The organism is Kribbella sp. VKM Ac-2568, assembly GCF_004345365.1.
Taxonomy (GTDB): domain Bacteria; phylum Actinomycetota; class Actinomycetes; order Propionibacteriales; family Kribbellaceae; genus Kribbella; species Kribbella orskensis.
This window is the reverse complement of sequence record NZ_SLVF01000016.1, coordinates 167,166-191,600: the sequence shown is the minus strand read 5'-3', so window position 1 is coordinate 191,600 and position 24,435 is coordinate 167,166. Positions and strand designations below refer to the sequence as shown.

Genomic DNA, 24,435 nt, shown 5'->3' with positions numbered 1-24,435 from the left:
CAGCATCCAGCGCTGGATTTGGAGCAATCTCTAGTCGAGTGTGCGGAAGAGCAGTCCCACTCGAGGCTTGGGGCCGAAAGAAGTGGCCTTCTGCGGGAGGATGACGCCCCGGGCTGCTGACTGGAGCACCTGGTCCATGCGGGGCGCTACCAGCTCCACTGCGGCCTGCTGAGGATCCGCCAGGGCTATGGCGTCGGATAGCGCGTGGTGGAAGGTGATCTCGTCTGCGGGGACTCCCCACGCCGGCAGCAGGACCCGGTGCAGCAGGGCGACCGTGGGAGTCACCTGACCCTCGGTGGAGCTCAGTGTCACCCAGGAGGTCCCATCGGTGATGGCGATGCGGTCCGGCACGCCTTCCACCCGGCCGGGGAGCACCTGCCAGCCCTCCGGAGTACGGGAGGAGACCAGGTCGAGTGACAGGCCCGGGACGACGCGGTGGATCGGGTCGAGGGTTAGCGGGTGGCGGTCGTTGTCGACCAGCATCGCCAACCCCACTTCGGTTGCCGGGCGGTTCGGCTCGCGCCGGTTCCGTTCCAGGTACGCCGCATAGCGGTGGTGGCCGTCGGCGATCAGGGCCTCGTGGCCGGCCAGTTCCTGGGCGATCGCGGCGAGCACCGCGGGGTCGTCGATTCGCCAGATCCGGTGGTGCGCGCCGTTCTCGGTGTCTGCCACCAGCCACGGCTCACCCGCGCGGGCCGCGTCCACCGCGTCACTGGCGACGCCACCACCGCCGTACGCGAGCAGGATCGGCTCCAGGTCGGCGTCGGTGGCCTCCATCAGCTCGAACCGGTCGTCGACCCAGTGCGGCATCACGTCCTCGTGCGGCAGCACCACCCGCCGGGCCGGATCCAGGCCGAGCGATCCGACCAGCCCGCAGAGCACGGCGTCGCCGTACTGCTGCTCGTAGACGTACAGCGACGGCCTCACGTCCTGGATCACCACGCCGTCGCGCTGCCAGCCGGACAGCCTGCGCGCGGGCTCGTCGTACCGGCTGGGACCGAGGTCCGGATCGCGTGGAAGGATGAGCCTCACCATGTTGTGCAGATCAGCGTCAGTCAGCCGCCGGACGATGGCGGGTTCGAGCACGTCGTACGGCGGCGAGGTCACCGCGCCGAGCGCGCTCACCTTGCCCGCGACGAACCGCCAGGCCCGCAGCGGCTCGAGCCGCAACACGCCGGCGGACGCTTCTGACATGGGCGGCATCGTACGGGGGGAAGCATGAGCACGACACGAGAATCGCCCGCTCCGCTGTCGGCGTGTGACGAACCGCTCGCCACCGCGTACGACGTGGCACTGCTCGACCTGGACGGTGTCGTCTACGTCGGGCCGGATCCCGTCCCGGAGGCGCCCGAGAACCTCCGCAAGGCCGCCAAGGAGGGGATGCGGATCGGCTACATCACCAACAACGCCAGCCGGCCCGCCTCGGTGGTCGCCGAGCACCTGGCGTCGTTCGGCCTCGACGTGATCGGGGAGGACGTGGTGACCTCGGCGCAGGCGGCCGCGAAGCTGATCTCGAAGGACTTCCCCAAGGGATCTCCGGTGCTCGTGATCGGCGGCGAGGGCCTGTACGCCGCACTGGAGGAGTACGGGCTGGAAGCGGTCCGCAGCAGCGACGCCAACCCGGTCGCCGTCGTCCAGGGGTTCCACCCGGACGTGAACTGGGTGATGCTCGCGGACGGCGCGCACGCGATCAACGAGGGCGCCCGCTGGTACGCCACGAACCTCGACTGGACCATCCCGACCGCGGGTGGCAAGGCGCCGGGCAACGGCACCCTCGTGCAGGCGGTCCGCGCCGCCGTCGAGGTGGACCCGACCGTGGCCGGCAAGCCCGAACCGCCGTTGCTGGAGACGAGCATCGAGCGGCTGAAGGCGGAACGCCCGTTGATGATCGGCGACCGGCTGGACTCCGACATCGCCGGCGCGCACGCGGTCGGCATCGCCAGCCTCTGGGTCGCCACCGGAGTGAACGACGCGCACGATCTCGCCGCCGCCCCGAAGAACCAGCGGCCGACGTACGTCGGGGCCGGGCTCGGCGCGTTGGCCGAGAGGCATTCGGGCGTGACAGTCGAGGGCAGCAAGCACACCTGCAAGGGCTGGACGGCTGAGGTGGTGGACCGGGCTGTGGTGGTCAAGGGAGAGGGCGAGCCGTTCGACGGGCTCCGCGCGATCCTGTCGGCGACCTGGGCCGCGGTGGACGCGCCGGCCAAGCCTGCGGCGAAGACGGCTGCCAAGGGGGCCTCGCGGAGCCGGCGGCCGTTGCCCAAGCCGGGTCCGGCTCCCGGCTCGATCAAGCTCGACGAGGCGCTGCACCGGGTCGGCCTGTCGGGCTGACGTGGTATTGCGGTCCTAGCGCGATAACGTGGCTGGCAACGAAGCCCGGACGAGGGCTGGTGGGCGGGGACCGAACCCAGCCCGGACCGGGCCGTTGGGACAGGAACCAGCAAGGAGGCAGTCATGGTGATGGACGCAGTGCGCGGCTATATACAGCTGGCGAGCGGCCTGACCGAGGTCACGAAGCAGCGCGCCCAGCAGGCCGCGAAGGCACTGGCGCAGCAGACCGGCGCGGACACGCTGACCACTGGCCTGAGCACCAAGGTGTCCGACCTGGCCGACGAGATCGTTGCCACCAGCAAGAGCAACCGCCAGTTGCTGCAGGCGATCGTGGCGAACGAGGTCGAGGGCGCCGTCGCGCGGCTGGGCTTCGTCCGGTCCGAGGAGGTCGCGGCGCTGACCCGCCGGGTCGAGAGCCTCGAGCGCGAGCTTGCCGACGCCGACGAGGCCGAGACTGTCCACGCTGCCTCGGCGCCTTTCGCCGAGCCGGCTCCCGCGGCGAAGAAGGCAGCTGCGAAGAAGACCGCGAAGAAGAGCGCAGACCACGGCGCGGCGGCGGCCAAGAAGACGGCGAAGAAGGCGGCCAAGAAGGCCCCGGCGAAGAAGGCATGACGTGACCGAGCACCCCGGCGAGCAGTTCCCCCCGGCGGTCGACCCCGACGTCGAGCCGGGCGCCGATCCCCGCACCGACGAGCCCACCGAGCCGGACTACGACTCCGAGCCGGGACCGGAGTCGATGAACTCCTCCGGCTGGGTCAACCCGACCCTGCAGGCCCGCTCCCACACCGATCCCCTCCTGGCCGGCTTCACCATGTACGGCGACCCGCCGCCGGCCGACGACTTCCTGGCGACGGACGACTCCGAGCAGACCTTCGAGGCATCGATGGAGGAAGAGCCCGCAGTCGAGGTGGAGCAGCCGCTCGAGGAGGCTGAGGTAGCCCCCGAGCCCGTCGAGGCGGCATACGAGCCGGAGGCGCCTGCTCAGGTGAAGCCTGCTCCTGTGGTGCCTTCGCCTTCGCCTTCGCCTGCGGTGATGGCGAGGCCTGGGCCGCCAGGTGGCTCGCAGTACCAGCAGACGCAGTACCAGTCGCAGCCGGAGCCGCAGTACCGGCAGGAGCCGGAGCGGGTGGCGGATGACGACGGGGTGCATCCGTTGGTGGAGGAGACGATGGGGCGGCTGGACGAGTTGCGGGAGCGGCCGGTCGGGGAGCATGCCGAGGTGTATGCGGACCTGCACGAGCGGCTGCAGAGCGCTTTGGTGGAGGCGGACGCCGAGCACGGCGACCGCGCCTGAGTGGCGAAGGCAGTGAAGCGGTCCCGGCTCGACGCCGAACTGGTACGGCGTGGGCTGGCCCGCTCGCGGGAGCACGCGAGCGAGTTGGTCGCGGCCGGCAAGGTGAAGGTTTCGGGCACGGTGGCGACCAAGCCCGCCACCGGGGTCGGTGCGGACGCGCCCATCCTGGTGGACACCTCCGAGGTCGACGACCCCGGCTACGCCTCCCGGGGAGCGCACAAGCTGGTCGGAGCGTTGGAGGCGTTCAGCGAGCTCCAGGTGAAGGGCCGCCGCTGCCTGGACGCGGGAGCTTCCACCGGAGGTTTTACCGACGTCCTGCTCAGGAACGAGGCGGCGAGCGTGATCGCCGTCGACGTCGGCTATGGGCAGCTCGTCTGGGCTCTGCAGACCGACGACCGCGTGACCGTGATGGACCGCACGAACGTCCGGACGCTGACTTTGGAGGACATCGGCGGCGAGCCGGTCGACCTGGTGGTGAGCGACCTGAGCTTCATCTCGCTCACGCTGGTGCTGCCGGCGCTGCTCGGAGTGGTGAAGCCCGAGGGCGATCTGGTGCTGATGGTGAAGCCGCAGTTCGAGGTCGGCAAGGAGCGGCTCGGCAAGGGCGGCGTGGTCCGCGACCCGGAGTTGCGCGCGGACGCGGTCCGGGAGGTGGCCCGGAAGGCGGCCGAGCTCGGCTGGGGAGTGGCGGGAGTGGCGGCCAGTCCGTTGCCCGGCCCGTCAGGAAATGTCGAGTACTTCCTGTGGATACGGCGTTCGGCGTCCCCGCTCGATGAGACGATGCTCCGGACCGCCATCGAGAGCGGTCCCCAGTGAGCCGCTCGAGCCACAGACGGAGCGACCCACCGAGCGACCCGCTGGGCGGCACGAGCAAGGCGATCGAAGGCGGGAGAACCAGTGGTTGAGCCGGCGTCCGAGCCGCGGCGGGTGCTTGTGGTCACGCACACCGGCCGCGACCAGGCGGTCGAGGTTGCGCGCGAGGCGCACCGGCTGCTGACCGACGCGGGTCTGGTCGTGCGGCTGCTCACCGAGGAGGCGGAGGCGCTCAAGCTGGACCCGGTCGAGATCGCCGACGACCCGGAGAAGGCCGCCCAGGACGTCGAGCTGATCATCGTGCTCGGTGGCGACGGCTCGATCCTGCGCGCCGCCGAGCTCGCCCGCCCGCACGCCACCCCGGTCCTGGGCGTGAACCTGGGCCATGTCGGGTTCCTCGCCGAGGCGGAGCGGGACGACCTCGGACGGATCGTCGAGGTGGTCGTCGACCGCAGCTACACCGTCGAGGAGCGGATGACGCTGGCGGTGGACGTCTGGCACGACGGCGAGCGGATCTTCGACACCTGGGCCCTGAACGAGGCCAGCGTGGAGAAGGCGGCCCGCGAGAAGATGCTCGAGGTGATGGTCGAGGTCGACGGCCACGCGCTGTCCCGCTGGGGCTGTGACGGGGTCGTGGTCGCGACGCCGACCGGCAGTACGGCGTACGCGTTCTCGGCCGGCGGGCCGATCGTCTGGCCCGAGGTCGAGGCGATCCTGCTGGTCCCGCTGAGCGCGCACGCGTTGTTCTCCCGGCCGATCGTGGTGGCGCCGACCTCGGAGCTGTCGATCGAGCTGGTGGCGGCGTGGCACGGGCGCGGAGTGGTGTGGTGCGACGGCCGCCGGATGGTCGAGGTACCGCCGGGTGCCCGGATCAACGTCCGGCGCGGCAAGACACCGGTCCGCCTGGCGAGGGCGCACGAGGCGTCCTTCACGGACCGGCTGGTGGCCAAGTTCGACCTGCCGGTCCTCGGCTGGCGGGGCGCGGCAGAGCTGAATCATCGGCGCAACCGAAGCGCACAAGAGGAGACCTGAGGAGCCATGCTCGCTGAGATCCGCATCACCGGACTGGGCGTGATCGAGGACGCCACGCTGGAGCTCGACCCGGGCTTCACGGCGGTCACCGGCGAGACCGGGGCCGGCAAGACGATGGTCGTGACGGGCGTGAACCTGCTGCTCGGCGGCCGGGCCGACAGCGGGCTGGTGCGGCACGGCGTGCGCCGCGCGCGGGTCGAGGGCCGGGCCACCGCGGTGCCGAGGTCGATCGTGCAGCAGGCCGAGGACCGCGGCGGCGAGCTGGACGACGACGAGCTGCTGATCGCGCGCGAGCTGTCCTCCGAGGGACGGTCCCGGGCCTTCCTGGGCGGTGCGTCCGTGCCGGTCTCGGTGCTGGCCGAGGTGTCCGGCGACCTGGTCGCGATCCACGGTCAGGCCGACCAGTGGCGGCTCCTGCAGCCCGCGCGGCAGCGGGAGACCCTCGACACCTTCGCGGGCAAGCCGGTGCTCGTCCCGCTGGGGGAGTACTCAGCGGCGTACCGGCGGCATCGTGAGGTCGAGGCGGAGCTGATCGACCTGACCACGCGCGAGCGTGACCGGCTGGCCGAGGCGGATCTGCTGCGCTTCGGGCTGGAGGAGATCGCCAAGCTGGAACCCTTGCCTGGTGAGGATGTGGAGCTCGCGGCCGAGGAGGAGCGCCTCGCGTACGCCGACGGCCTCCGTACTGCGGCGACGTCGGCGGCGGATGCGCTCGCGTCGGACGATCTGGACTCGAACCGCCCGAGCGACGTGCTCGGACTCCTCCAGCTGGCGAAGCAGGTGCTCGACGGCGAGCGGGAGCACGACGCGAAGCTGGCGGAGCTCGCCGATCGCGCGAGCGAGCTCGGGTACCTCGCGGCGGACCTGGCCGGCGAGCTCTCGTCGTACGCGACCGATGTGGACACCGACCCGGCGCGGCTCTCCGTGGTCAGCGAGCGGCGGTCGGTGCTGACCGGGCTGGTCCGCAAGTACGGCGCCGACGAGGGCACCGTGGACGAGGTGCTCGAGTGGTCGAAGCGGTCGGCCCAGCGGCTGGCCGAGATCGAGGGCAGCGACGAGCGGGTCGAGCAGTTGACCGCCGAGCAGACCGAACTCCAGGCGCAGCTGAAGGATCTCGGCGAGCAGGTCAGCGCGGCCCGCAAGGAAGCTGCCGCGCGGCTCGGGGTGGCGGTGTCGGAGGAGCTGAGCGGGCTGGCGATGCCGCACGCGACGCTGACGGTCGAGGTGCACGAGACCGCGGCCGGGCCGTTCGGCGCCGACGAGGTCGAGTTCTGCTTCGCGGCGAACCCGGGGAGCCCGGCGCGCCCGCTGCAGAAGGCGGCGTCGGGCGGCGAGCTGTCCCGGGTGATGCTGGCGCTCGAGGTGATCCTGTCCGACACGCACCCGGTGCCGACGCTGGTGTTCGACGAGATCGACGCCGGTATCGGCGGCCGCGCGGCGGTGGAGGTCGGCAAGCGGCTGGCCCGGCTGGCCGAGAAGGCCCAGGTGATCGTGGTCACCCACCTGCCGCAGGTGGCCGCTTTCGCGGACCGTCACGCGGTGGTGCTGAAGAGTGACGACGGCTCGGTCACCACGAGTGGCCTGGTCGCGCTCGACGACGACGCCCGGCTGAAGGAACTGTCCCGGATGATGGCCGGCCTGGAGAACTCCGACGCCGCCCAGGCGCACGCCGAGGAACTCCTCGCGCTGGCGGCCGAACGGCACACCAAACCACGGAAGAAGCGCTGAGTCGCCGACGAGAAAGCGCTGAGCGACGATCCCCGGTGGCACCCGGATCGGCCAAAAGGATGATTTAACGCAACGTTACCGGGGTATCAGTCAGTGTTTAGGCTCCGCGGGCCGTTAAAAGGCGGGCCGAGGGCTCTTGACATGGCAGGATGAGAGCGCGATGAAACTGCCCAGCCTGCGGAGAGCACGCCCGACTGAACTGCCCGGTATCGCCGGAGTGGTCCGGCTCGATCGTCGTACCAAGAATCTCACCAAACGGCTGAAGCCGGGCGAGATCGCGATCATCGACCACGTCGACCTGGACCGGGTCAGCGCCGAGGCCCTGGTGGACTGCCGGGTCGCCGCGGTGGTGAACGTGGCCGACTCGATCAGCGGCCGCTACCCGAACCTCGGGCCCGAGATCCTGGTCGAGGCCGGCATCCCGCTGGTCGACGGGATCGGCCGCGAGGTGTTCTCGGTGCTGCACGAGGGCGAGCGGATCCGGCTGCACGACGGCGTGCTGTACCGCGGCGAGGAGGTTGTCGCCAAGGGCATCTCGCAGGACAGCAAGACCGTCGCGGAGCAGATGGACGAGGCGCGGGCCGGCCTGTCCACCCAGCTCGAGGCGTTCACCGCGAACACCCTGGAATACCTGCGCCGCGAGCGCGACCTGCTGCTCGACGGCGTCGGCGTACCGGAGATCCACACGCCGATGGACGGCAAGCACGTGCTGATCGTGGTCCGCGGTTACGACTACCGCGAGGACCTGGTCGCGCTGCGGCCGTACATCCGCGAGTACCGGCCGGTGCTGATCGGTGTCGACGGCGGCGCCGACGCGCTGGTGGAGAACGGCTACGTCCCCGACCTGATCGTCGGCGACATGGACTCGGTGAAGGACGACACGCTGAGGAGCGGCGCCGAGGTCGTCGTGCACGCCTACCGGGACGGCCGTGCGCCGGGCTCGGAGCGGCTCGAGCGGCTCGGCGTCGACTCGATCGAGTTCCCGGCCACCGGCACCAGCGAGGACGTCGCGATGCTGCTGGCCGACTCCAAGGGCGCCTCGCTGATCGTCGCGGTGGGCACCCACAACTCACTGGTCGAGTTCCTCGACAAGGGACGCTCCGGGATGGCGAGCACCTTCATCACCAGGTTGCGTGTGGGTGCGAAGCTGGTAGACGCCAAGGGCGTCGGCCGGCTGTACCGCAGCCGGGTCTCGACCTTCCAGGTGGTCGCGTTGATCGCGGCCGGCCTGTTCGCGCTCGGGGTGGCGATGGTCGCCATCGGAGCCGACGACGTGCTCTGGTCGATCCTGCGGGCGCGCTGGAACGACCTCGTCTACTGGATCCGGGAGCTGTTCGCGTGATCGACTTTCGCTACCACATCGTCTCGATCGTGGCGATCTTCTTCGCCCTCGGAGCCGGTGTGGTCCTGGGTGCCGGGCCGCTGAAGGGCACCGGCAGCGAGATCGTCCAGAGCCAGGCCGACAAGGACCGGGCAGCGCTCGAGGACGCCCGTGCGGACCTGATCCAGGCCAAGGCGCTGGACAAGTACCGCGACGACTACGTCGCCAAGGTGACGATGGGCCTGACAAACGGCAAGCTGACCGGCAAGAAGATCGCGGTCGTGACGATGCCGTCGGCCGACAACGACATGACCAACTCGATCCAGGACGCGCTCGAGGCGGCCGGCGGCCAGGTCACCACCCGAGTGTCGCTGGACGCGAAGCTGTTCGACCCGGGTCAGCGCCAGCTGGTCGAGTCGCTGGTAAACGAGCTCGTCACCGCGGACATCACCTTCGACCCGGACAGCAACACCTACCAGCGCGCCGGGATGCTGCTCGCCCGCGGCATCGCCGCCCGCGAGGAGGGCAAGCCGGTGGACACCGAGGCCACCCGGATCCTCAGCGGGGTGACCGGTTCCAAGCTGGTGTCGCTGAAGCCGACCCCGAAGGACCGGGCCAGCCTGGTCGTCGTGGTCGCGGCCAAGCCGCCGACGCCCGCCCCGGACAACTCGTCGTACAACGACGCGGTGGACTTCGCCGAGGGGCTCGACCAGGGCAGTGGCGGCGCGGTCGTCGCCGGGGTCCCGGAGAGCGCGCAGAACGGCGGCATGCTGAAGTCGCTGCGCGGCGACTCGGCCGCCACCAAGATCCTGTCCACTGTCGATGTCGCGAACATCCCGAGCGGGCAGATGACCGTCGTCTTCGCGCTGGTCGAGCAGGCCAGTGGCAAGGCCGGGCAGTACGGCGCGGTCGACGCCAAGAACGGGGTCGCTCCGTCCGCCGACCAGGCGAAGGGCAACTGAGATGGGTCTGCTCGGTGCGGTGATCGCCGCTGCCGCGACGGCGGGCCTGGAGCGGGCCGCCGCGAAGTTGCCGAAGGAGAACCGCGCGCCGTTCGAGCGCACGAACCACCGTGGCGAGACCGTCACGCTGCTGGAGGGCCCGATCGCCGTACTCGGCGCGCTCGCCGGCGTCGCGGCCAGTAGTTCCGCCGGCCGGGTCAAGGCCGCCGCCCTGGTGGCCGGCTCCGTCTCCGGTGCGGTCGGCGCGTACGACGATCTGGCGGGAGCCACGGAAACCAAGGGATTCCGCGGGCATCTGACGGCACTCCGCCGGGGCGAAGTGACCAGCGGCGCGGTGAAGATCCTCGGGGTCGGCGCGGCCGGTCTGGTCGCGGCGGCGTTGTTGCCCCGCCGCGCCAAAGGTTTCGGCGCGGTCACCGAGATCGTTGCCGACGGCGCCTTGATCGCCGGGACCGCGAACCTCACGAACCTGCTGGATCTGCGCCCGGGACGTGCCCTCAAGGCGGTCACCGCGTTGAGCGCGCCGATCGCTGTCACCGCTGGCCCGGCCTCGGCCGTCATCGGCGCGGCCGTCGCGTCGGCGCCGTCCGACCTGGGTGAGCGGTCGATGCTCGGTGACTGCGGAGCCAACGGCCTCGGCGCCATCACCGGTACGGCGCTGGCCGCGTCGCTGCCGCGGCCGCTGAAGGTGCTCGCGCTGGGTGCGGTCGTCGCGCTCAACCTGGCCAGCGAGAAGGTCAGCTTCACCAAGGTGATCGCCGAGACGCCCGCGCTCGACAAGATCGACCAGTGGGGCCGACGGCCCCGATGACCGAGCAGTGATGGCGCGGTGAGCACGGGCGGCCGGATCGCCCGGGCCGCCCTGATCATCGCCGGGGTCACGGTGCTGGCCCGGGTGGTCGGGTTCGGCCGGTGGCTGGTCTTCTCGAAGACGGTGGGCGCGGGGTGCCTGGCGGACGCCTATGCGACCGCCAACCAGTTGCCCAACGTGGTGTTCGAGATCGTCGTCGGCGGCGCCTTGGCAGGTGCGGTGATCCCGGTGCTGGCCGGGCCGGTGGCTCGTGGCGACCGCGCTGCCCAGGGCCGGATCATCGGTGCTCTGCTGACCTGGTCCGTGGTGCTACTGACGCCTTTCGCCTTACTGGCTTGGCTTTTCGCCGGGCGTTACACCGCCGCGATGCTCAACACCAGTCTCGAATGTGCCGGCTCGGGCAGCACGGCGACCCGGATGCTGGTGATCTTCGTGCCGCAGGTCTTCGGCTACGCCATCGCCGTGGTCGCGACCGCGGTTCTCCAATCCCACAAGCGATTCGCCGCGGGCGCGCTGGCTCCGCTGATCTCCAGCCTGGTCGTCGTGGCCACGTACTTCCTGTTCGCCGCCATGGCTCCGAGGGCTGACGAGGCGTCGCGGGGAGCCGCCGATCTGCTTGCCTGGGGCACCACTGCCGGCGTCTTCGCCCTAGCCCTCACAGTGCTCGTGCCGATGCTGTTCCTGCGCTTGCCGATCAGGCCCACCCTGCGTCTCGACCCCGGCGTCGGTCCCGTACTGCGGAGACTCGCTGCGGCTGGTCTGGCCATCTTGGTCGCGCAGCAGGTCGCCTTCGTCGTCACGACCTACCTGGCGAACCACCGAGGCGCCGCAGGCAGTATCGCCGTGTACACGTGGGCAAACGCGGTCTACCTGCTGCCCTACGCCGTACTGGCTGTGCCGATCACCACTGCGGTCTTCCCGCGGCTGGCGGCCGCCTACCAGTCTTCAGACACCGCAGCCTTCGACCTGTACGCCGCGACCTCCACCCGAGCGGTGATGCTCGCGGGAGGCGCAGGTGCCGCACTGCTCGTCGGTACTGCGGTCCCGGTCGCGCGGATCTTCGCGTACAACGATGGCGCTGTGCAGGAGGGACAGGCGTCCTCGCTGGGCGCCGGGCTCGTCGCGTTCGGTCCGGCGGTCATCGGGTTCGGTGTGCTCATGCACCTCGGCCGGGTCCTCTACGCAAGGCATGCGGGTCGCCAGGTCGCCCTCGTCACCGGCGGAGCCTGGCTGGCTGTGGCCATCGCTGGGGTGCTCCTGACCTTGCAGTGGGACGGCTTGGACGCCGTAGGCGCACTAGCCGCGGCGATGTCCGTCGGCATGCTCGCGGGCGCGGTCGTCCTGCTCGTGGTGTTGCGGCGGGTGGCCGGACCTGGTGTGCTCAGCGGGTTGCCGCGCGCCACGATCGCCGCGCTGGTCGGCGCAGTACTGGCCGGAGCCGCCGGGTGGGCAGTGGCGCTACCTGCTGCCGATGGCGGCTGGGGGAGTGCCCTGTTGTTCTCGGTACTCTCCGGCCTCGCCGTCGTGATCGTGTACGCCGTGGTCGCGGTGGCCGTGGATCGTCAGGACGTCCGGGCGTTGCTGCGCCGGGGTGTCCCAACCGCTGTGGAGGAGAAGCAATGAGGATCGGCCTGCTGCTGGCGGAGGCCCGGGGTGGGATCGGCCAGCACGTCGCCTCACTCGTGCCGCGATACATCGCTGCCGGCCACGAGGTGGTCGTCTGCGCGCCACCCGGCACAGCGGAGCACTTCGACTTCGGCGGCGCCACGGTGGTCGGGCAGGCGCCCGGACTCCGTGGCTGCGACGTGATCCACGCACACGGCTACCGGGCCGGCATGGCTGCCCTGCGCGACCGTTCGCACCTGCGGCCGCTCGTGGTCACCTGGCATAACGCGGTGATCGCTCCTGGCCCGCGAGGCCTGGTGATGAAGCTGGGCCAGCGGTTGGTCGCTCGCGGAGCCGACCTGACTCTTGGAGCGTCCAGCGACCTGGTAGAGCTCGCGCGCAGCTTGGGAGCACGAGAAGCCCGCCTGGCCCCGGTGGCGGCCCCCGCGATGCCGGAGGTCCGAACACCCGCTGCCGACGTGCGGGAGGCTCTAGGGATCGGTGAGGCGCCGCTGGTGCTCACTGTGGGCCGGCTGGCTCCGCAGAAGGACTACCCGACCCTGCTGTCCGTTGCCGCCGATGTCGCTGCCACCCATCCGGACGTGGTGTTCGCCGTGGTGGGGGATGGGCCGCTGCGCGACAACCTGCAGTCGCGGATCGACGCAGAGAACCTGCCGGTGCGCCTGCTGGGACACCGCAACGACGTAGCGGACCTCCTCGGCGCCGCTGATGTCTTCCTGCTCACCTCCCACTGGGAGGCCCGAGCTCTGGTGCTGCAGGAGGCGCTGCAGGTCGGTGTACCGGTTGTGGCGACGGCTGTGGGCGGAGTGCCCGAGCTCGTGGGCGACAGCGCAGTACTGGCGTTCCCTGGGGACTCGGCCGGGCTGGCGTCCGGAGTACGGACGGTTCTATCGGAACCTGAGACTGCGGCCGCTATGCGGACAGAAGGCCTGGAGTTGGCCGCTGGATGGCCGGACGAGGACGAGGTGGCGAAGAATCTCCTGGACATCTACGCGGGTCTCGTCGCGACCACTGCTTGACAGGCGGTAGGCTAAAAGCCCGTGGACAGAGCTTCGTTCGGGCAGCAGACCAAGCACGTATTCGTCACCGGTGGCGTGGCCTCCAGTCTCGGCAAGGGGCTGACAGCTTCCAGCCTCGGCAGTCTGCTGACGGCACGGGGCATCCGGGTCACCATGCAGAAGCTGGATCCGTACCTCAACGTGGATCCCGGCACCATGAACCCGTTCCAGCACGGCGAGGTGTTCGTCACCAACGACGGCGCCGAGACCGACCTGGACATCGGGCACTACGAGCGCTTCCTCGACCGGGATCTCTCCCAGGTCGCCAACGTCACCACCGGCCAGGTCTACTCGTCGGTGATCGCGAAGGAGCGCCGCGGTGAGTACCTGGGCGACACCGTCCAGGTCATCCCGCACATCACCAACGAGATCAAGGACCGCATGGTGGCCATGGCCGGTCCCGACGTGGACGTCGTGCTGCACGAGATCGGCGGCACCGTCGGCGACATCGAGTCGCTGCCGTTCCTCGAGGCCGCGCGCCAGGTCCGCCACGACGTCGGCCGCGACAACGTGTTCTTCCTGCACATCTCGCTGGTGCCCTACATGGCGCCCAGCGGCGAGCTGAAGACCAAGCCGACCCAGCACTCGGTCGCCGCGCTGCGCTCGATCGGTATCCAGCCCGACGCCATCGTCTGCCGTGCGGACCGGCCGATCCCGGACAGCGTGAAGCGCAAGATCTCGCTGATGTGCGACGTCGACGTCGAGGCCGTGGTGGCCGCGCCGGACGCGCCGAGCATCTACGACATCCCGAAGGTGCTGCACGGCGAGGGCCTGGACGCGTTCGTCGTACGGCGCCTCAACCTGCCGTTCCGTGACGTCGACTGGACCCGCTGGGACGAGTTGCTGAAGGTCGTGCACCACCCGGCGGACCAGGTCACGGTCGCGCTGGTCGGCAAGTACATCGACCTGCCGGACGCCTACCTGTCCGTCGCAGAGGCACTGCGCGCGGGCGGTTTCGACAACGACGCCAGGGTCAACCTGCGCTGGATCGCCTCCGACGAGTGCGCCACTCCCGAGGCGGCCGCGCGGCTGCTCGGTGACGTGGACGCGATCTGCATCCCGGGCGGCTTCGGTGTCCGCGGCATCGAGGGCAAGATCGGCGCGATCCGGTACGCCCGCGAGTCCGGCATCCCGATCCTCGGTCTCTGCCTCGGCCTGCAGTGCATGGTGATCGAGGTGGCCCGCGACCTGGCCGGCCTGGACTTGGCGAACTCCAGCGAGTTCGACCCGGACGCCGAGCAGCCGGTTGTCGCCACCATGGAGGAGCAGAAGCACATCGTCTCCGGCTCCGGCGATCTCGGCGGCACCATGCGGCTCGGCCTCTACCCGGCGAACCTGGCCGACGGCTCGATCGTCCGCGGCCTGTACGACGCCCCGTCGGTGCAGGAGCGTCACCGGCACCGCTACGAGGTGAACAACGCGTACCGCGACAAGCTCGAGACGGCCGGCCTGGTCTTCAGCGGGCTGTCCCCGGACAACGAGCTGGTCGAGTTCATCGAGCTGGACAAGGCGCTGCACCCGTTCTTCGTCGCCACCCAGGCGCACCCGGAGCTGCGGTCCCGGCCGACCAAGCCGCACCCGCTGTTCTCCGGGCTGATCGCGGCCGCCCTGGTCCGGCAGCGGGAGTCCCGCCTGCCGGTCGAGGATATCGCCTCCGCCAAGAAGACCGCCGGCTCGGCTGCGAAGCCGAAGGCGGAAACGGCGAAGGCTCGATGACGGACCACCCGGAGCTCCGGTACGGCGCCGGCCTGGCCGACGCCCGCGAGAGCTGGCCGGTTGCCTCCTCGGAGATCGTGCACCAGACCGGCCGGGTGATCGCAGTACGGCGGGACATGGTGGTCCCGCCCACCGGCGGCGAACCCTTCGACCGCGACGTCGTCGTCCACCCGGGCGCTGTCGGCGTGGTCGCGTTGGACGAGGACAACCGGATGCTGCTGGTCCGCCAGTACCGGCACCCCGTCGGCTACCGGCTGTTGGAACCACCTGCGGGGCTGCTCGACGTACAGGGTGAGGCTTATCGGCTGGGGGCCGAGCGGGAGCTCTGGGAGGAGGCCGCGACCAAGGCTGCCGACTGGCGGGTCCTGGTCGACGCGTTCACCTCGCCCGGGATGACGAACGAGGCGATCCGCATCTTCCTGGCCCGGGACCTGTCGGAGGCGAACGAGGTCTACGAGCGCTTGCACGAAGAGGCCGATATGGAGACCGCGTGGGCTCCCTTGGCCGACGTGGTCAAGGCGGTGCTCGCCGGTGACCTTCACAACCCGACGCTGGTGATGGGCTCGCTGGCGGCCTGGACTGCTCTCAACGGCGACGGCTTCGACTCGCTGCGGCCTGCTGACGTCCCCTGGCCGGCCAAGGACTCATAGCCCTCGCCCGGCCAGAGACTCAGAGCGCTCGCGCGGTCGGCGTCTGCAGTGCCAGGTAGGGGTCGAGGTCGATGGCGTCCGGCTGGCCGATGGCGGCTTTGGCGATCAGGCCGCGGAACGGGCGGGACATCATCAGCCTGGTCGAGGCGTCGCGCAGCCGGATGCCTGTCTTGGTGAGTGGCATGGCCATCTTGAGTCCACCCGGCGGCAGTTCCATCCGCTGCTCGACGTAGGCCTGCATCCGGGCCTGGTACGCCGGGAACGCATGCTGGTGGTCTCCGTCGGACCTGGCCAGCTCACCCGCGAGCACGTACGCCCCGACGAGTGACAACGCAGTACCGTGCCCCGCGAGCGGTGAACCGCAGTACCCGGCGTCGCCGAGCAGCACGACCCGGCCGCGCGACCACTCCGGTACGACGACGCGGCTGGTGGTGTCGAAGTAGAAGTCGTCCGCGTCGCGGAGCGCGTCCAGCACGTGGCGCGCGTGCCAGCCGACACCCTCGAACGTCTTCTCCAGCAGGGCCTTCTGCTGCTCGACGTCACGCCGGTCGTAGCTCAGCACCGGCGACCGGAAGCTCAGCAACGCCCTCGCGTACTGCGGGTCGTGGTCCGGCCGGAGCCCGACCCAGCGACCTCCTGGGGCCGTGTGGATCTTCATCCAGTGGTTCAGCGGCTCGGGGGACTTCACGGTGAAGAAGGACCCGTAGCCGCCGAGGTGCTGCACGAACTCCGACTCCGGGCCGAAGGCGAGCGAGCGGACTCGCGAGTGCACCCCGTCCGCTCCGACGACCAGGTCGAAGCGACGCTCGGCTCCGTGCTGGAAGGTGACGGCGACGCCCTGGTCGTCCTGCCGCAGCGCGGTCACCGCGTCGCCGTACAGGTATTCGATGCCGGTCGACGTGGCGTCCAGCAGGATCGCGGACAGGTCGCCGCGGAGGATCTCGATCTCCGCGACCGGTCCAGCGCCGTCGAGCAGTTCAGCGGGGAGCGCGGCGGCTCGGCTGCCGTCGGCGCGGACGTACTCGAGGCCGCGCTCGTGCATCTGGCGGTCGCGGACGGCCGGCATCAGGCCCATCCGCTCGACCACCTCGCGAGCGACACCGCGCAGGTCGACGGTCTGACCGCCCGGACGCGGACCCGGGGCGATCTCGACGACGGTCGGGCGGAACCCGTACCGGTGCAGCCAGTAGGCCAGGGCGGGACCGGCGATACCGGCGCCCGAGATCAGGACGGTCTTCGACATTTCGCGGACTTCCTTCCGTGGGGTAGTGCACGTACGGTGTACACGTACAAAGTCACAGATTGACGCTTGGTGAGTCCAGATGCACTAGTGCGGAAGGTGGCCGATGAGGGCAGAAGCAGCGCCGTACCAGCAGATCGCGGCGGAGATCCGGCGGTCGATCGAGAGCGGCAAGCTGCGTCCGGGGGAGCGGGCGCCATCGACGCGTGCACTAGTGCGCGACCACGGCATCGCGATGGCGACAGCCACGAAGGTGCTCGCCACGCTGCAGCAGGAGGGCCTCGTCCACTCCCGCCCCGGCGTCGGCACTGTCGTCGGCCCGCCACCTCGCCCATCGGCAACCCAGCAGCGGGCGCCGGAACCGTCGCTGAACCGGGAGGAAGTAGTCCGGGCTGCGATCGCGATCGCCGACGGCGAGGGGCTCGCGGCGTTGTCGATGCGGCGGGTCGCCACCGATCTCGGCGTCTCCACCATGGCCCTCTACCGGTATGTCGGCGGCAAGGACGCCCTTGTCCTGCAGATGGTCGAAACCGCGGTCGGCGACTTCCCGTTCCCGGCGAAACGTTCCACGAGTTGGCGCGAGGGCATCGAGACTGCCGCCCGCCTGCAGTGGTCGGCTTACCGGGCTCATCTCTGGCTGCCGGCAGCGGTCAGCCTCAGCCGTCCCCAGGCTCTGCCGAACCTGCTGGTGCACACCGACGCCGTACTGCGAGCCGTCTCCGGGTTCGGCGTCGACGCGAGCACCTCGCTGTACGCCGCGATCACCGTGTTCGGCTATGTCCGCGGTGTCGCGCTGAACCTGGAGCCGGAGGCCCGAGCCGAGCAGGACACTGGGATGACCGCGGACGAGTGGGGTGGCCATCAAACGGACCAGTTGGTCGCACTGATCGGCCAGCACGACCTGGCCGGCTTCCGGGCGCTCGACTTCGGCAACTTCGAATTCGACTACGACCTGGACCAGTTGTTCGAGTTCGGCCTCGGAATCATGCTCGACGGGCTGGCGGTGAAGTTGCAGCGGATGCGGTCGCCGCTACGCTGAGTGTTCACGGTAAGTACCTGCTCGCCGAGGACTTCGGCGACGAGTCGGGCCGGCTGCTGGCGCGGGCCCAGCGAGCTGTGAAAACGGTGCTAGAGGCAACAGTCACTCGGCGGCCGACTCGACGAGCTGAAGAACGACCTGGTCCTGCCAGAACAGCTCTGGGACCTCGGCCAGGTCCTGCACGAACAGTCCGTACTCCGCGCCCGCCAGCGCGAGGTGGCTCGTGGGATGGCGACGGCCGAGCTCGAAGCCGTGCTCGGACCGCAGCTGGCCCGCAGCATCGACGCCGCCCGCGACGCCGGCCGAACGCTAGCGCTGCCCGCCGAGTAGCGCAGCCTCTTCCTCAGCTGAGAACCCGGCCTGGAGCGGCGGTTCACCGCGATGCCGGTCCCAGGCGAGCACATCGGCGATCGTGACCGGCAGCGGAGTGGCGGGCATCCCCGCCGCCCGCGCCTTCGCCGAACTCCGCTGGCGGGACGGCCATTCCTCCTCCGGCAACAACAACGGCCCCCGTACTGCGTCCGCCGGCACCGGCACGATCTCCACGTCCTGACCGGCGATCCCGGCGGCCGTCCGGATCACGCCGCCGATGGTGGTCGGCTCGAGCGGCCCTACGGCGTTGAAGGCGCCGGACCTGTCGTCAGCGAACAGTTGGACCACCAACCGGGCGAGATCCCGGCTGTCGATGAGCTGGATCGGCTGGTCCACGCTGCCCGGAAGAGCCACCCGGCCGCCGCGGGCGCCTCGTCGTACCCAGTAAAGGACTGTGTCCGAGGAGTCGTAGGCGCCGGCGACCTTGCCCGGCCGGACGATAGTGGCGCGGTCTCCGTAGCGGGCAAGTACGTCGTCCTCGCACGCGACCTTGCAGCGCCCGTAGGTCTCGTTGTCGAGCTGATCAGCGGCCCGCAACGGCTCCCGGCGCGGCGTGGACTCGTCCGATCCCGGGGCCACTCCGGTCCGGAGGTAGACCGCGTGGCTGGAGATGAAGACGTAGCGGCCGGCCCGGTCGCCGAGCGCGTCCATGGCGCCGTCCACCTCCCGGCTCTGGTAGGCGCTGACGTCGACGACGGCGTCCCACTCGCCGCGTTCGAGAGCCCGGTAGTCGCCGGTGTCGCGATCGCCGATCAGCCGCGCGGCCTCGGGGAAGAGGTCGGTGCCGGTCTTGCCCCGGCTGAAGAGGGTGACCTCGGCGTCGTGGCGCAGCGCGTCGCTCACGATCGCCCGGCCGACGAACGACGTACCGCCGAGAACCAGGATCCGCATGGGCTCGACCGTAGTGTTCCGCCCGCGTCGGTGCGACCGGATTAGGGTGCAGGGTATGAGTCGGACTGTGGTTGTTGCTGGTGGCACGGGTGGGCTGGGGGCGGCGGTTACGGGGGCGTTTCTCGGGGCTGGGTGGCGGGTTGTCGTGCCGGGGCGGCGGGCGGAGTCGCTGGCTGAGTTGGGGTCGCACGAGCGGCTGCAGACCGTGGTGGCTGATCTGTCCGATCCTGCTGACGCGGCTGAGGTTGCTCGGGTCGCGGCCGCAGATGGAGGTGCTCCGGTGCGGGCTTTGCTCAACCTGGTAGGCGGATTCGCGTCCGGTGGGCGGCTGCACGAGACGCCGATCGAGGACTTCGAGAGTCAGTTGCGGTTGAACCTGCGCCCGACGTACCTGATCACGCAGGCGGTCCTGCCGCACCTGCTCGCCGGTGGTGGCGGATCGATCGTCTGTACGTCGAGTGGCTCGGCGCTGAAGCCGTTCTCGGGAGCGGCCGGGTACATCACCGCCAAGGCGGGCGTGCTCGCCCTCGCCGACGCGCTGAACGCGGAGTACGCGAAGGACGGCATCCGCGTGAACGTGATCCTGCCGGGCACCATCGACACCCCGGCCAACCGCGCCGCCAGGCCCAAGGCCGACACCAGCAAGTGGACGCCGCCGTCCCGGATCGCCACTGTGCTGCGCTTCCTGGCCGAGACCGACGGCGTCAGGGGCGCCCGCATTCCGGTGTGACCAAGGCCGCTGTCCACAACCTCAGGCAGCGGCTTGCGCAGTATTCGAACCTCTGTGCGATGCTTGGGGAATGGGGAGCAACAGGCGCTATCCGCGCGAACCGCCGCCGGATCACAAGCGGCGCCACTGCTGGGTTCTCGGTACTGCGTACGAGCGCGGCCCCTGGCCAGGGCTGATCCTGGAGTGGCGGCGGAGCAACTCCGACGACTGGATGGCCCGGGTGGTCTACGTGCCGAACCCTAAGGAGGCGAAGTCCGTCGAGGCGTGGTTCGCGGCCGGGTTGCTGCGCCCGCTGGAGCCGTCCAGGGTGCCGCAGGGGCAGGTGGACTTTCGGTGACCGGGACGTCGCCGGTTGAACTGTGGGTGAACGAACCCTCACGGTTGTCACCGTCGGTGAGGTACACATGAGGTGGGGGTAAACCGTTCGGCCCGGCCCGGCGTCTGAAGAGGTGTGCGGCGTGGGTACTTGTCGCACGAACCCTCGGGGCTGACAGGGGAGGCCATGGGTCGTCGATCCCGCGCCAAGCGCGCCGACAGTGCTTCCAGCCGTGTGTCCGGCCAGGCATCCGACACTGCGTCCGATGCGTCGGACCCCGCCGACGTGCCCGCGAGCGACGACGCGCCCCCGAGCAGCGACGCCGCTGAGCAGATCCGCGACCGCCTCGAGGCGACCCCGAGCGAGGCGCCGCCGAGCGAACCACCCCCGCGCGAGCCGCCGCGCGAGCCGCAGCCGAGCGAGGCGCCCGCGAGTGGTGCCCTCGTGAGCAGTGCGGTCAGCAGCCCAGCGGGGCGTCCGGTGAACCGGTCGCTGCCGCGGTCGCTGTGGTTGACGCTGTTCGGCGCGCTGCTGCCCGGGCTCGGCCTGGTGATCGGCGGGCGCAAGCGGCTCGGGGCGTTCGTGCTGACCCTGTGGATCGGCCTCGTCGGCCTCGCCGTCTACGTCACGCTGACCCGGCGCGAGGACGTGCTCGCTGCCGCGGTGGTGCCGAGCCGGTTGCTGGCCACCAGTGTCCTGATCGGCGCGGTGGCTCTGCTCTGGATCGTGGTGATCGTCGGCTCGCACCGGTTGTTGCGTCCGGCAACTGCCGGCCGGGGTGCCCGGTTCACCGGCGCCCTGCTGGTCGGGGTGCTCACCTTCGCGATCGCTGCGCCGGCCGCGCTCGCAGTACAGAGCGTGCTGGCCCAGCTCGACCTGGTGCAGAACGTCTTCGTCGCCCAGGACGAGAGCAAGAGCGCGACCCGGCCGTCGACCGTCAACGTGAAGGACCCGTGGGAGGACCGGCCCCGGCTGAACCTCTTGCTGCTCGGCGGCGACGACGGTCCGAGGCGGGTCGGGGTTCGTGCCGACACGGTGATCGTCGCCAGCATCGATACGAAGACCGGCGACACCTCGCTCATCTCGATGCCGCGGCAACTGACCTTCATGCCGTTCCCGAAGGACTCGCCGCTGCGTCGGTTCTATCCGAACGGCTTCGGGCAGGAGGGACTGAGTCTCGAGGGCCGGCTGGAGTGGATGCTGACCGCGATGTACCAGAACATCCCGGAGGCACATCCCGGCATTCTCGGGCCGTCCGACAACGAGGGCGCCGACGTGGTGAAGCAGTCGGTCGGCGAGGCGACCGGGTTGAAGATTGACTACTACCTGCAGGTCAACCTGCAGGGCTTCGACGACATCGTGGACGCGCTAGGCGGGATCACCGTCAACGTCAACGAGCGGGTGGCGATGGGCGGCATCAGCAGCTCGCACATCCCGCCGGGCCAGTGGATCGAGCCCGGCCCGAACCAGCACCTGAACGGCTTCCGCGCCCTCTGGTTCGCCCGCGGCCGGTACGGCGCCGACGACGACCAGCGCCAGATCCGTCAGCGATGCGCGATCAAGGGCATCGTCGACGCGGCCGACCCGACCACCCTGGCCACGAAGTACCAGGCCATCGCGAAGGCCGGCAAGAACCTGCTCCGCACCGACATCCCGCAGGAACTCCTGCCCGCCCTGATCCAACTCGCCTTCAAGGTCAAGTCGGCGACCGTTTCGAACGTCGCCCTGGACGTCTCGAAACTCCGCCTCAAGTACCTCCACCCCGACTACGAGGGCCTCCGCGAAACAGTCGAGAAAGCCCTGTCCGCCAAGCCGGAACCCCCAAGTGCGGCGGCCGGCGCCGGCCCCACCCCCGGCAAGAGCACACCGCCCGGCAAGAGCACCTCGCCCGGCAAGCCGGCAACCTCCGGCAAGGCGACGCCCCCCGCGCCGACCGAGAACCTCGAGGACGCCTGCGCCTACCACCCCACCACCGACCAACCCGACAGCTGACCGCGCCCCAGACCGCAGCGGTCGGCCGTTTCCCTGTGGATGAGCTGTCCTGATCCTGCCATCAGCGGATCTATCAGCTGTGCGACTGTGGACAACTTGACCGCTTCCGGCCAATCGTCAGAGTCCTTGTAAATAAGGGCTTTCTGGTTCGAAACTGTCCGTGGAGATGTCTAGGCTCCTGGGTATGGAACTCGTGGATCTGCGACCGCCGTGCTCGATGAGCGGCAGCGAACTGCTGACCGCTCTCGACGCACTGCACGTCGACATCTCCACGCGCCTGACCTACCGGCTGCAAATCCTCGAACGCCTCGACGAGATCGGCTACGCCAAAGAACTCGGCGCTCCCGACACCATCCACCTGCTGTCGCTGCGTCACCGCCTCGACCTCGCCGACGTTCGCCGGGACCTCAAGCTTGCCACCACCTTGAGCAAATACCCGGCCGTCGCCGCCGCCCTCCCCGACGCTCTCACAGCGACTGTTCACGACCCCACCGATGTCCTCGATGCCGATGCCGATGACGGTGTGGTCGAAACGCCACAGTCGATGCCGGTTGTGCTGCATCCTGCCCAGGCGGAGGCGATCGTCACCGCGTTGGAGAAGATCCCCACTGCCGCGATGGTGCCAGAGGAGGACCTGGAGGTCGCGGAGAGGGAAATGGTGAAGGCGGCCCGCCACCTGACCCCCATCGAGTTGCGAAAGCTCGGCAAGCGAGTCCGCGACACTCTCGACACCGACGGCCCCCAACCGGCCGAGGACAAGGCCTACCTCCGCGAGAACCTGTGGCTGAAGGAGGCTGATCACGGCCTCAAGTTCGGCGGCTTCCTGGCCAACGAGAACGCCGAAGCATTGAAGACCGCGATCCACGCCCTCGCGAAGCCCCACAAAACCATCGACGGCGAGCTGGATCCCCGCCCCCGCGACAAGCGCCAAGCCGACGCCCTCTCCACCCTGCTCGCCATCGCCGCGGGCGCCGACGACACCGGCCACCGCAACCTCGCCATCTCGGTCACCATCGACTACAACGACCTCAAAGCCGCCATCTCGAACACCAACGGCGACACCGTCAGCGAGGCCAGCGAGGGCAGGGCGGCGCCCGGGCAGTTCGGTGCCGTCGACGCTGCCGGCATCCCAACGGCGTACGGGAATCAACGCACGACTGGTACAGGCGATCTCATCTACGGCGGCAGCCTGTCCGCGGGCGCGATCCGCCGGCTCGCCTGTGACGCGGGCATCATCCCGATCGTGCTCGGCTCGAACTCCGAGCCCTTGGACGTCGGCATGCTGCAACGATTCGTCAACCGCGCAATGCGCCGGGCGCTGATCAGGAGAGACAAGGGCTGTGTGGTGTGCGGAGCGCCACCGATCCACTGCGACGCCCACCACCTGATCCACTGGGCAGACGGCGGCCCCACCGCGCTGTGGAACCTCGTCCTGCTCTGCAAAGCCCACCATCGCGGCGTCCACGCAGGCCACTGGACCATCAAGATCCACGACGGCGCCGTCGCCGTATCCCGCCCCACCTGGGCCGACCCGCCCGCGCCGCGCCCCACGCCATTGCGGCTCCCCGTGCCCGGTGATCCACCAACTCCAGCACCACCAACCACAACCTCCACCCGGACACCCGCCCGGGCGCACACCCCTGCCTCCACTGGCGCTGCCGTGCTCGCACAGGCACCTGCGCGCGCGGTACGAGCATGGCCTTACGTCACCGACGTCCCTTGGATCTCCGCGGCTGAGGCCATCCGCCTCAATCCCTGGGGCACCGACAACACCGCCTCCCCAGGCCCGTGACCGCCACCGCTACCCGGGCCGCCACCGCTCACCGGGCCGCCACCGCCCACCGGACCGGCGCGAACCACCCGACAGCGCCGTCTGCGCCTGCTACCAGGCACGGACGGACCTACCAGTCCGAGTGGGCGCCGCGGTACCGGCAGTTGGGACGAGACCGCCTGTCCGGCTGTCGCCGGTACGGCCAACGCCTGGCTGCCTGGCCGTCGGCGGCGGCGGTGGCGGTGGAGTTGGCTGTTCGGCGGTGCGGCTGAAAGCTTGTGGAAGTCGAGTGTCGATCTGGTGGTGACCCGGTCGACGTGAGAGTAAGTGTTCGGAGACTTCGACCAGGGGAGTAGACAGCGATGCGCTACATGATCATCAACAAGGCTGACGAGAACACCGAGGCGGGGCGGTTTCCCAGTGACGAGGTCGTCGAGGGGGTCGGCAAGCTGATGGACGACCTGACCAAGGCGGGTGTGCTGCTGATCGGCGAGGGTGTGCACCGCAGCGCGCTGGGTGCCCGGGTGAAGGTGTCCGGGGGTAAGCGGACCGTCACCGATGGCCCGTTCGCCGAGACCAAGGAGCTGATCGGCGGCATCATCGTCATCGACGTACGCAACAAGGACGAGGCGATCGAGTGGGCCGCCCGGCTGGCCGAGGCGCTCGACGCCGAGGTCGAGCTCCGCAAGGTGGTCGAGGAAGCCGACTTCGCTCCGGACTCAGGGCTCTACCAGCAGTAGAC

General features: G+C 70.0%; 22 protein-coding genes. 19 read left to right on the top strand and 3 right to left on the bottom strand.

Annotation, left to right across the window (positions count from 1 at the left end; all coding sequences use genetic code 11):
- Positions 1–30: 30 nt before the first annotated feature.
- A complete protein-coding gene (locus EV648_RS36560) occupies positions 31–1,194 on the bottom strand; it encodes a DUF1015 family protein (RefSeq protein WP_132300039.1) in 1,164 nt (387 codons plus the stop codon).
- Positions 1,195–1,218: 24 nt separating this feature from the next.
- Here EV648_RS36560 and EV648_RS36555 point away from each other — a divergent pair, with 24 nt between their 5' ends.
- From EV648_RS36555 to EV648_RS36495, 13 genes are all read left to right on the top strand, one after another.
- The gene (locus EV648_RS36555) at positions 1,219–2,331 is read left to right on the top strand and encodes an HAD-IIA family hydrolase (RefSeq protein WP_132300037.1); all 1,113 of its coding nucleotides are present in this window, start codon (positions 1,219–1,221) and stop codon (positions 2,329–2,331) included.
- A 123-nt stretch (positions 2,332–2,454) separates the two neighbouring features.
- Positions 2,455–2,943, top strand: coding sequence for a phasin family protein (locus EV648_RS36550; RefSeq protein WP_132300035.1), 489 nt, complete (start codon positions 2,455–2,457; stop codon positions 2,941–2,943).
- A gap of 1 nt (position 2,944) precedes the next feature.
- Complete coding sequence (locus tag EV648_RS36545) at positions 2,945–3,625, top strand: hypothetical protein (protein WP_132300033.1); 681 nt, start codon at positions 2,945–2,947, stop codon at positions 3,623–3,625.
- Positions 3,626–4,441 (top strand): TlyA family RNA methyltransferase, encoded by an 816-nt coding sequence (locus tag EV648_RS36540; protein ID WP_132300031.1) that lies wholly within the window; start codon positions 3,626–3,628, stop codon positions 4,439–4,441.
- A gap of 81 nt (positions 4,442–4,522) precedes the next feature.
- Positions 4,523–5,470 (top strand): NAD kinase, encoded by a 948-nt coding sequence (locus tag EV648_RS36535; protein ID WP_132300029.1) that lies wholly within the window; start codon positions 4,523–4,525, stop codon positions 5,468–5,470.
- Between the two features lie 6 nt (positions 5,471–5,476).
- On the top strand, positions 5,477–7,198 hold the full coding sequence (gene recN, locus EV648_RS36530; RefSeq protein WP_132300027.1) for a DNA repair protein RecN: 1,722 nt from the start codon (positions 5,477–5,479) through the stop codon (positions 7,196–7,198).
- A 160-nt stretch (positions 7,199–7,358) separates the two neighbouring features.
- Entirely contained in the window at positions 7,359–8,540 is a 1,182-nt protein-coding gene (gene steA, locus EV648_RS36525) for a putative cytokinetic ring protein SteA (RefSeq protein ID WP_132300025.1), read from the top strand.
- A complete protein-coding gene (locus tag EV648_RS36520) occupies positions 8,537–9,481 on the top strand; it encodes a copper transporter (RefSeq protein ID WP_132300023.1) in 945 nt (314 codons plus the stop codon). Before steA ends, EV648_RS36520 begins: the two co-directional genes overlap by 4 nt.
- A gap of 1 nt (position 9,482) precedes the next feature.
- Entirely contained in the window at positions 9,483–10,292 is an 810-nt protein-coding gene (locus EV648_RS36515; protein WP_132300021.1) for a hypothetical protein, read from the top strand.
- An 18-nt stretch (positions 10,293–10,310) separates the two neighbouring features.
- Positions 10,311–11,915, top strand: a complete 1,605-nt coding sequence (gene murJ / locus EV648_RS36510) for a murein biosynthesis integral membrane protein MurJ (RefSeq protein WP_199235024.1) — start codon at positions 10,311–10,313, stop codon at positions 11,913–11,915.
- Positions 11,912–12,937, top strand: coding sequence for a glycosyltransferase family 4 protein (locus EV648_RS36505; RefSeq protein WP_132300019.1), 1,026 nt, complete (start codon positions 11,912–11,914; stop codon positions 12,935–12,937). Before murJ ends, EV648_RS36505 begins: the two co-directional genes overlap by 4 nt.
- Positions 12,938–12,958: 21 nt before the next feature.
- Positions 12,959–14,692 carry a CTP synthase gene (locus EV648_RS36500; protein ID WP_132300017.1) on the top strand — a complete coding sequence of 578 codons (1,734 nt, stop codon included), beginning with the start codon at positions 12,959–12,961 and terminating at the stop codon, positions 14,690–14,692.
- The gene (locus EV648_RS36495; protein ID WP_132300015.1) at positions 14,689–15,342 is read left to right on the top strand and encodes an NUDIX hydrolase; all 654 of its coding nucleotides are present in this window, start codon (positions 14,689–14,691) and stop codon (positions 15,340–15,342) included. The genes EV648_RS36500 and EV648_RS36495 overlap by 4 nt, the downstream gene beginning before the upstream one ends.
- A 19-nt stretch (positions 15,343–15,361) precedes the next feature.
- Here the strand turns inward: EV648_RS36495 and EV648_RS36490 are convergent, their stop codons facing one another.
- Positions 15,362–16,585: an FAD-dependent monooxygenase gene (locus EV648_RS36490; RefSeq protein WP_132300013.1), complete on the bottom strand. Its 1,224-nt coding sequence runs from the start codon at positions 16,583–16,585 to the stop codon at positions 15,362–15,364.
- Positions 16,586–16,688: 103 nt separating this feature from the next.
- Between EV648_RS36490 and EV648_RS36485 the strand changes: the two genes are divergently transcribed.
- Positions 16,689–17,621 carry a GntR family transcriptional regulator gene (locus tag EV648_RS36485; protein ID WP_132300011.1) on the top strand — a complete coding sequence of 311 codons (933 nt, stop codon included), beginning with the start codon at positions 16,689–16,691 and terminating at the stop codon, positions 17,619–17,621.
- Between the two features lie 309 nt (positions 17,622–17,930).
- Here the strand turns inward: EV648_RS36485 and EV648_RS36475 are convergent, their stop codons facing one another.
- Positions 17,931–18,884, bottom strand: a complete 954-nt coding sequence (locus EV648_RS36475) for an NAD-dependent epimerase/dehydratase family protein (protein ID WP_132300009.1) — start codon at positions 18,882–18,884, stop codon at positions 17,931–17,933.
- A 55-nt stretch (positions 18,885–18,939) separates the two neighbouring features.
- On the opposite strand from EV648_RS36475, the gene EV648_RS36470 reads away from it, so the two are divergent.
- The 5 genes from EV648_RS36470 (at position 18,940) to EV648_RS36450 (ending at position 24,433) form a co-directional block, all read left to right on the top strand.
- Positions 18,940–19,614: an SDR family NAD(P)-dependent oxidoreductase gene (locus EV648_RS36470; RefSeq protein ID WP_132300007.1), complete on the top strand. Its 675-nt coding sequence runs from the start codon at positions 18,940–18,942 to the stop codon at positions 19,612–19,614.
- A 70-nt stretch (positions 19,615–19,684) separates the two neighbouring features.
- Complete coding sequence (locus EV648_RS36465; RefSeq protein ID WP_132195840.1) at positions 19,685–19,951, top strand: hypothetical protein; 267 nt, start codon at positions 19,685–19,687, stop codon at positions 19,949–19,951.
- A 165-nt stretch (positions 19,952–20,116) separates the two neighbouring features.
- Positions 20,117–21,922, top strand: a complete 1,806-nt coding sequence (locus tag EV648_RS36460; protein WP_241995948.1) for an LCP family protein — start codon at positions 20,117–20,119, stop codon at positions 21,920–21,922.
- A gap of 184 nt (positions 21,923–22,106) precedes the next feature.
- Positions 22,107–23,714 carry an HNH endonuclease signature motif containing protein gene (locus EV648_RS36455; protein ID WP_158294170.1) on the top strand — a complete coding sequence of 536 codons (1,608 nt, stop codon included), beginning with the start codon at positions 22,107–22,109 and terminating at the stop codon, positions 23,712–23,714.
- A gap of 341 nt (positions 23,715–24,055) precedes the next feature.
- Positions 24,056–24,433: a YciI family protein gene (locus EV648_RS36450; RefSeq protein ID WP_132300003.1), complete on the top strand. Its 378-nt coding sequence runs from the start codon at positions 24,056–24,058 to the stop codon at positions 24,431–24,433.
- Positions 24,434–24,435: the final 2 nt, after the last annotated feature.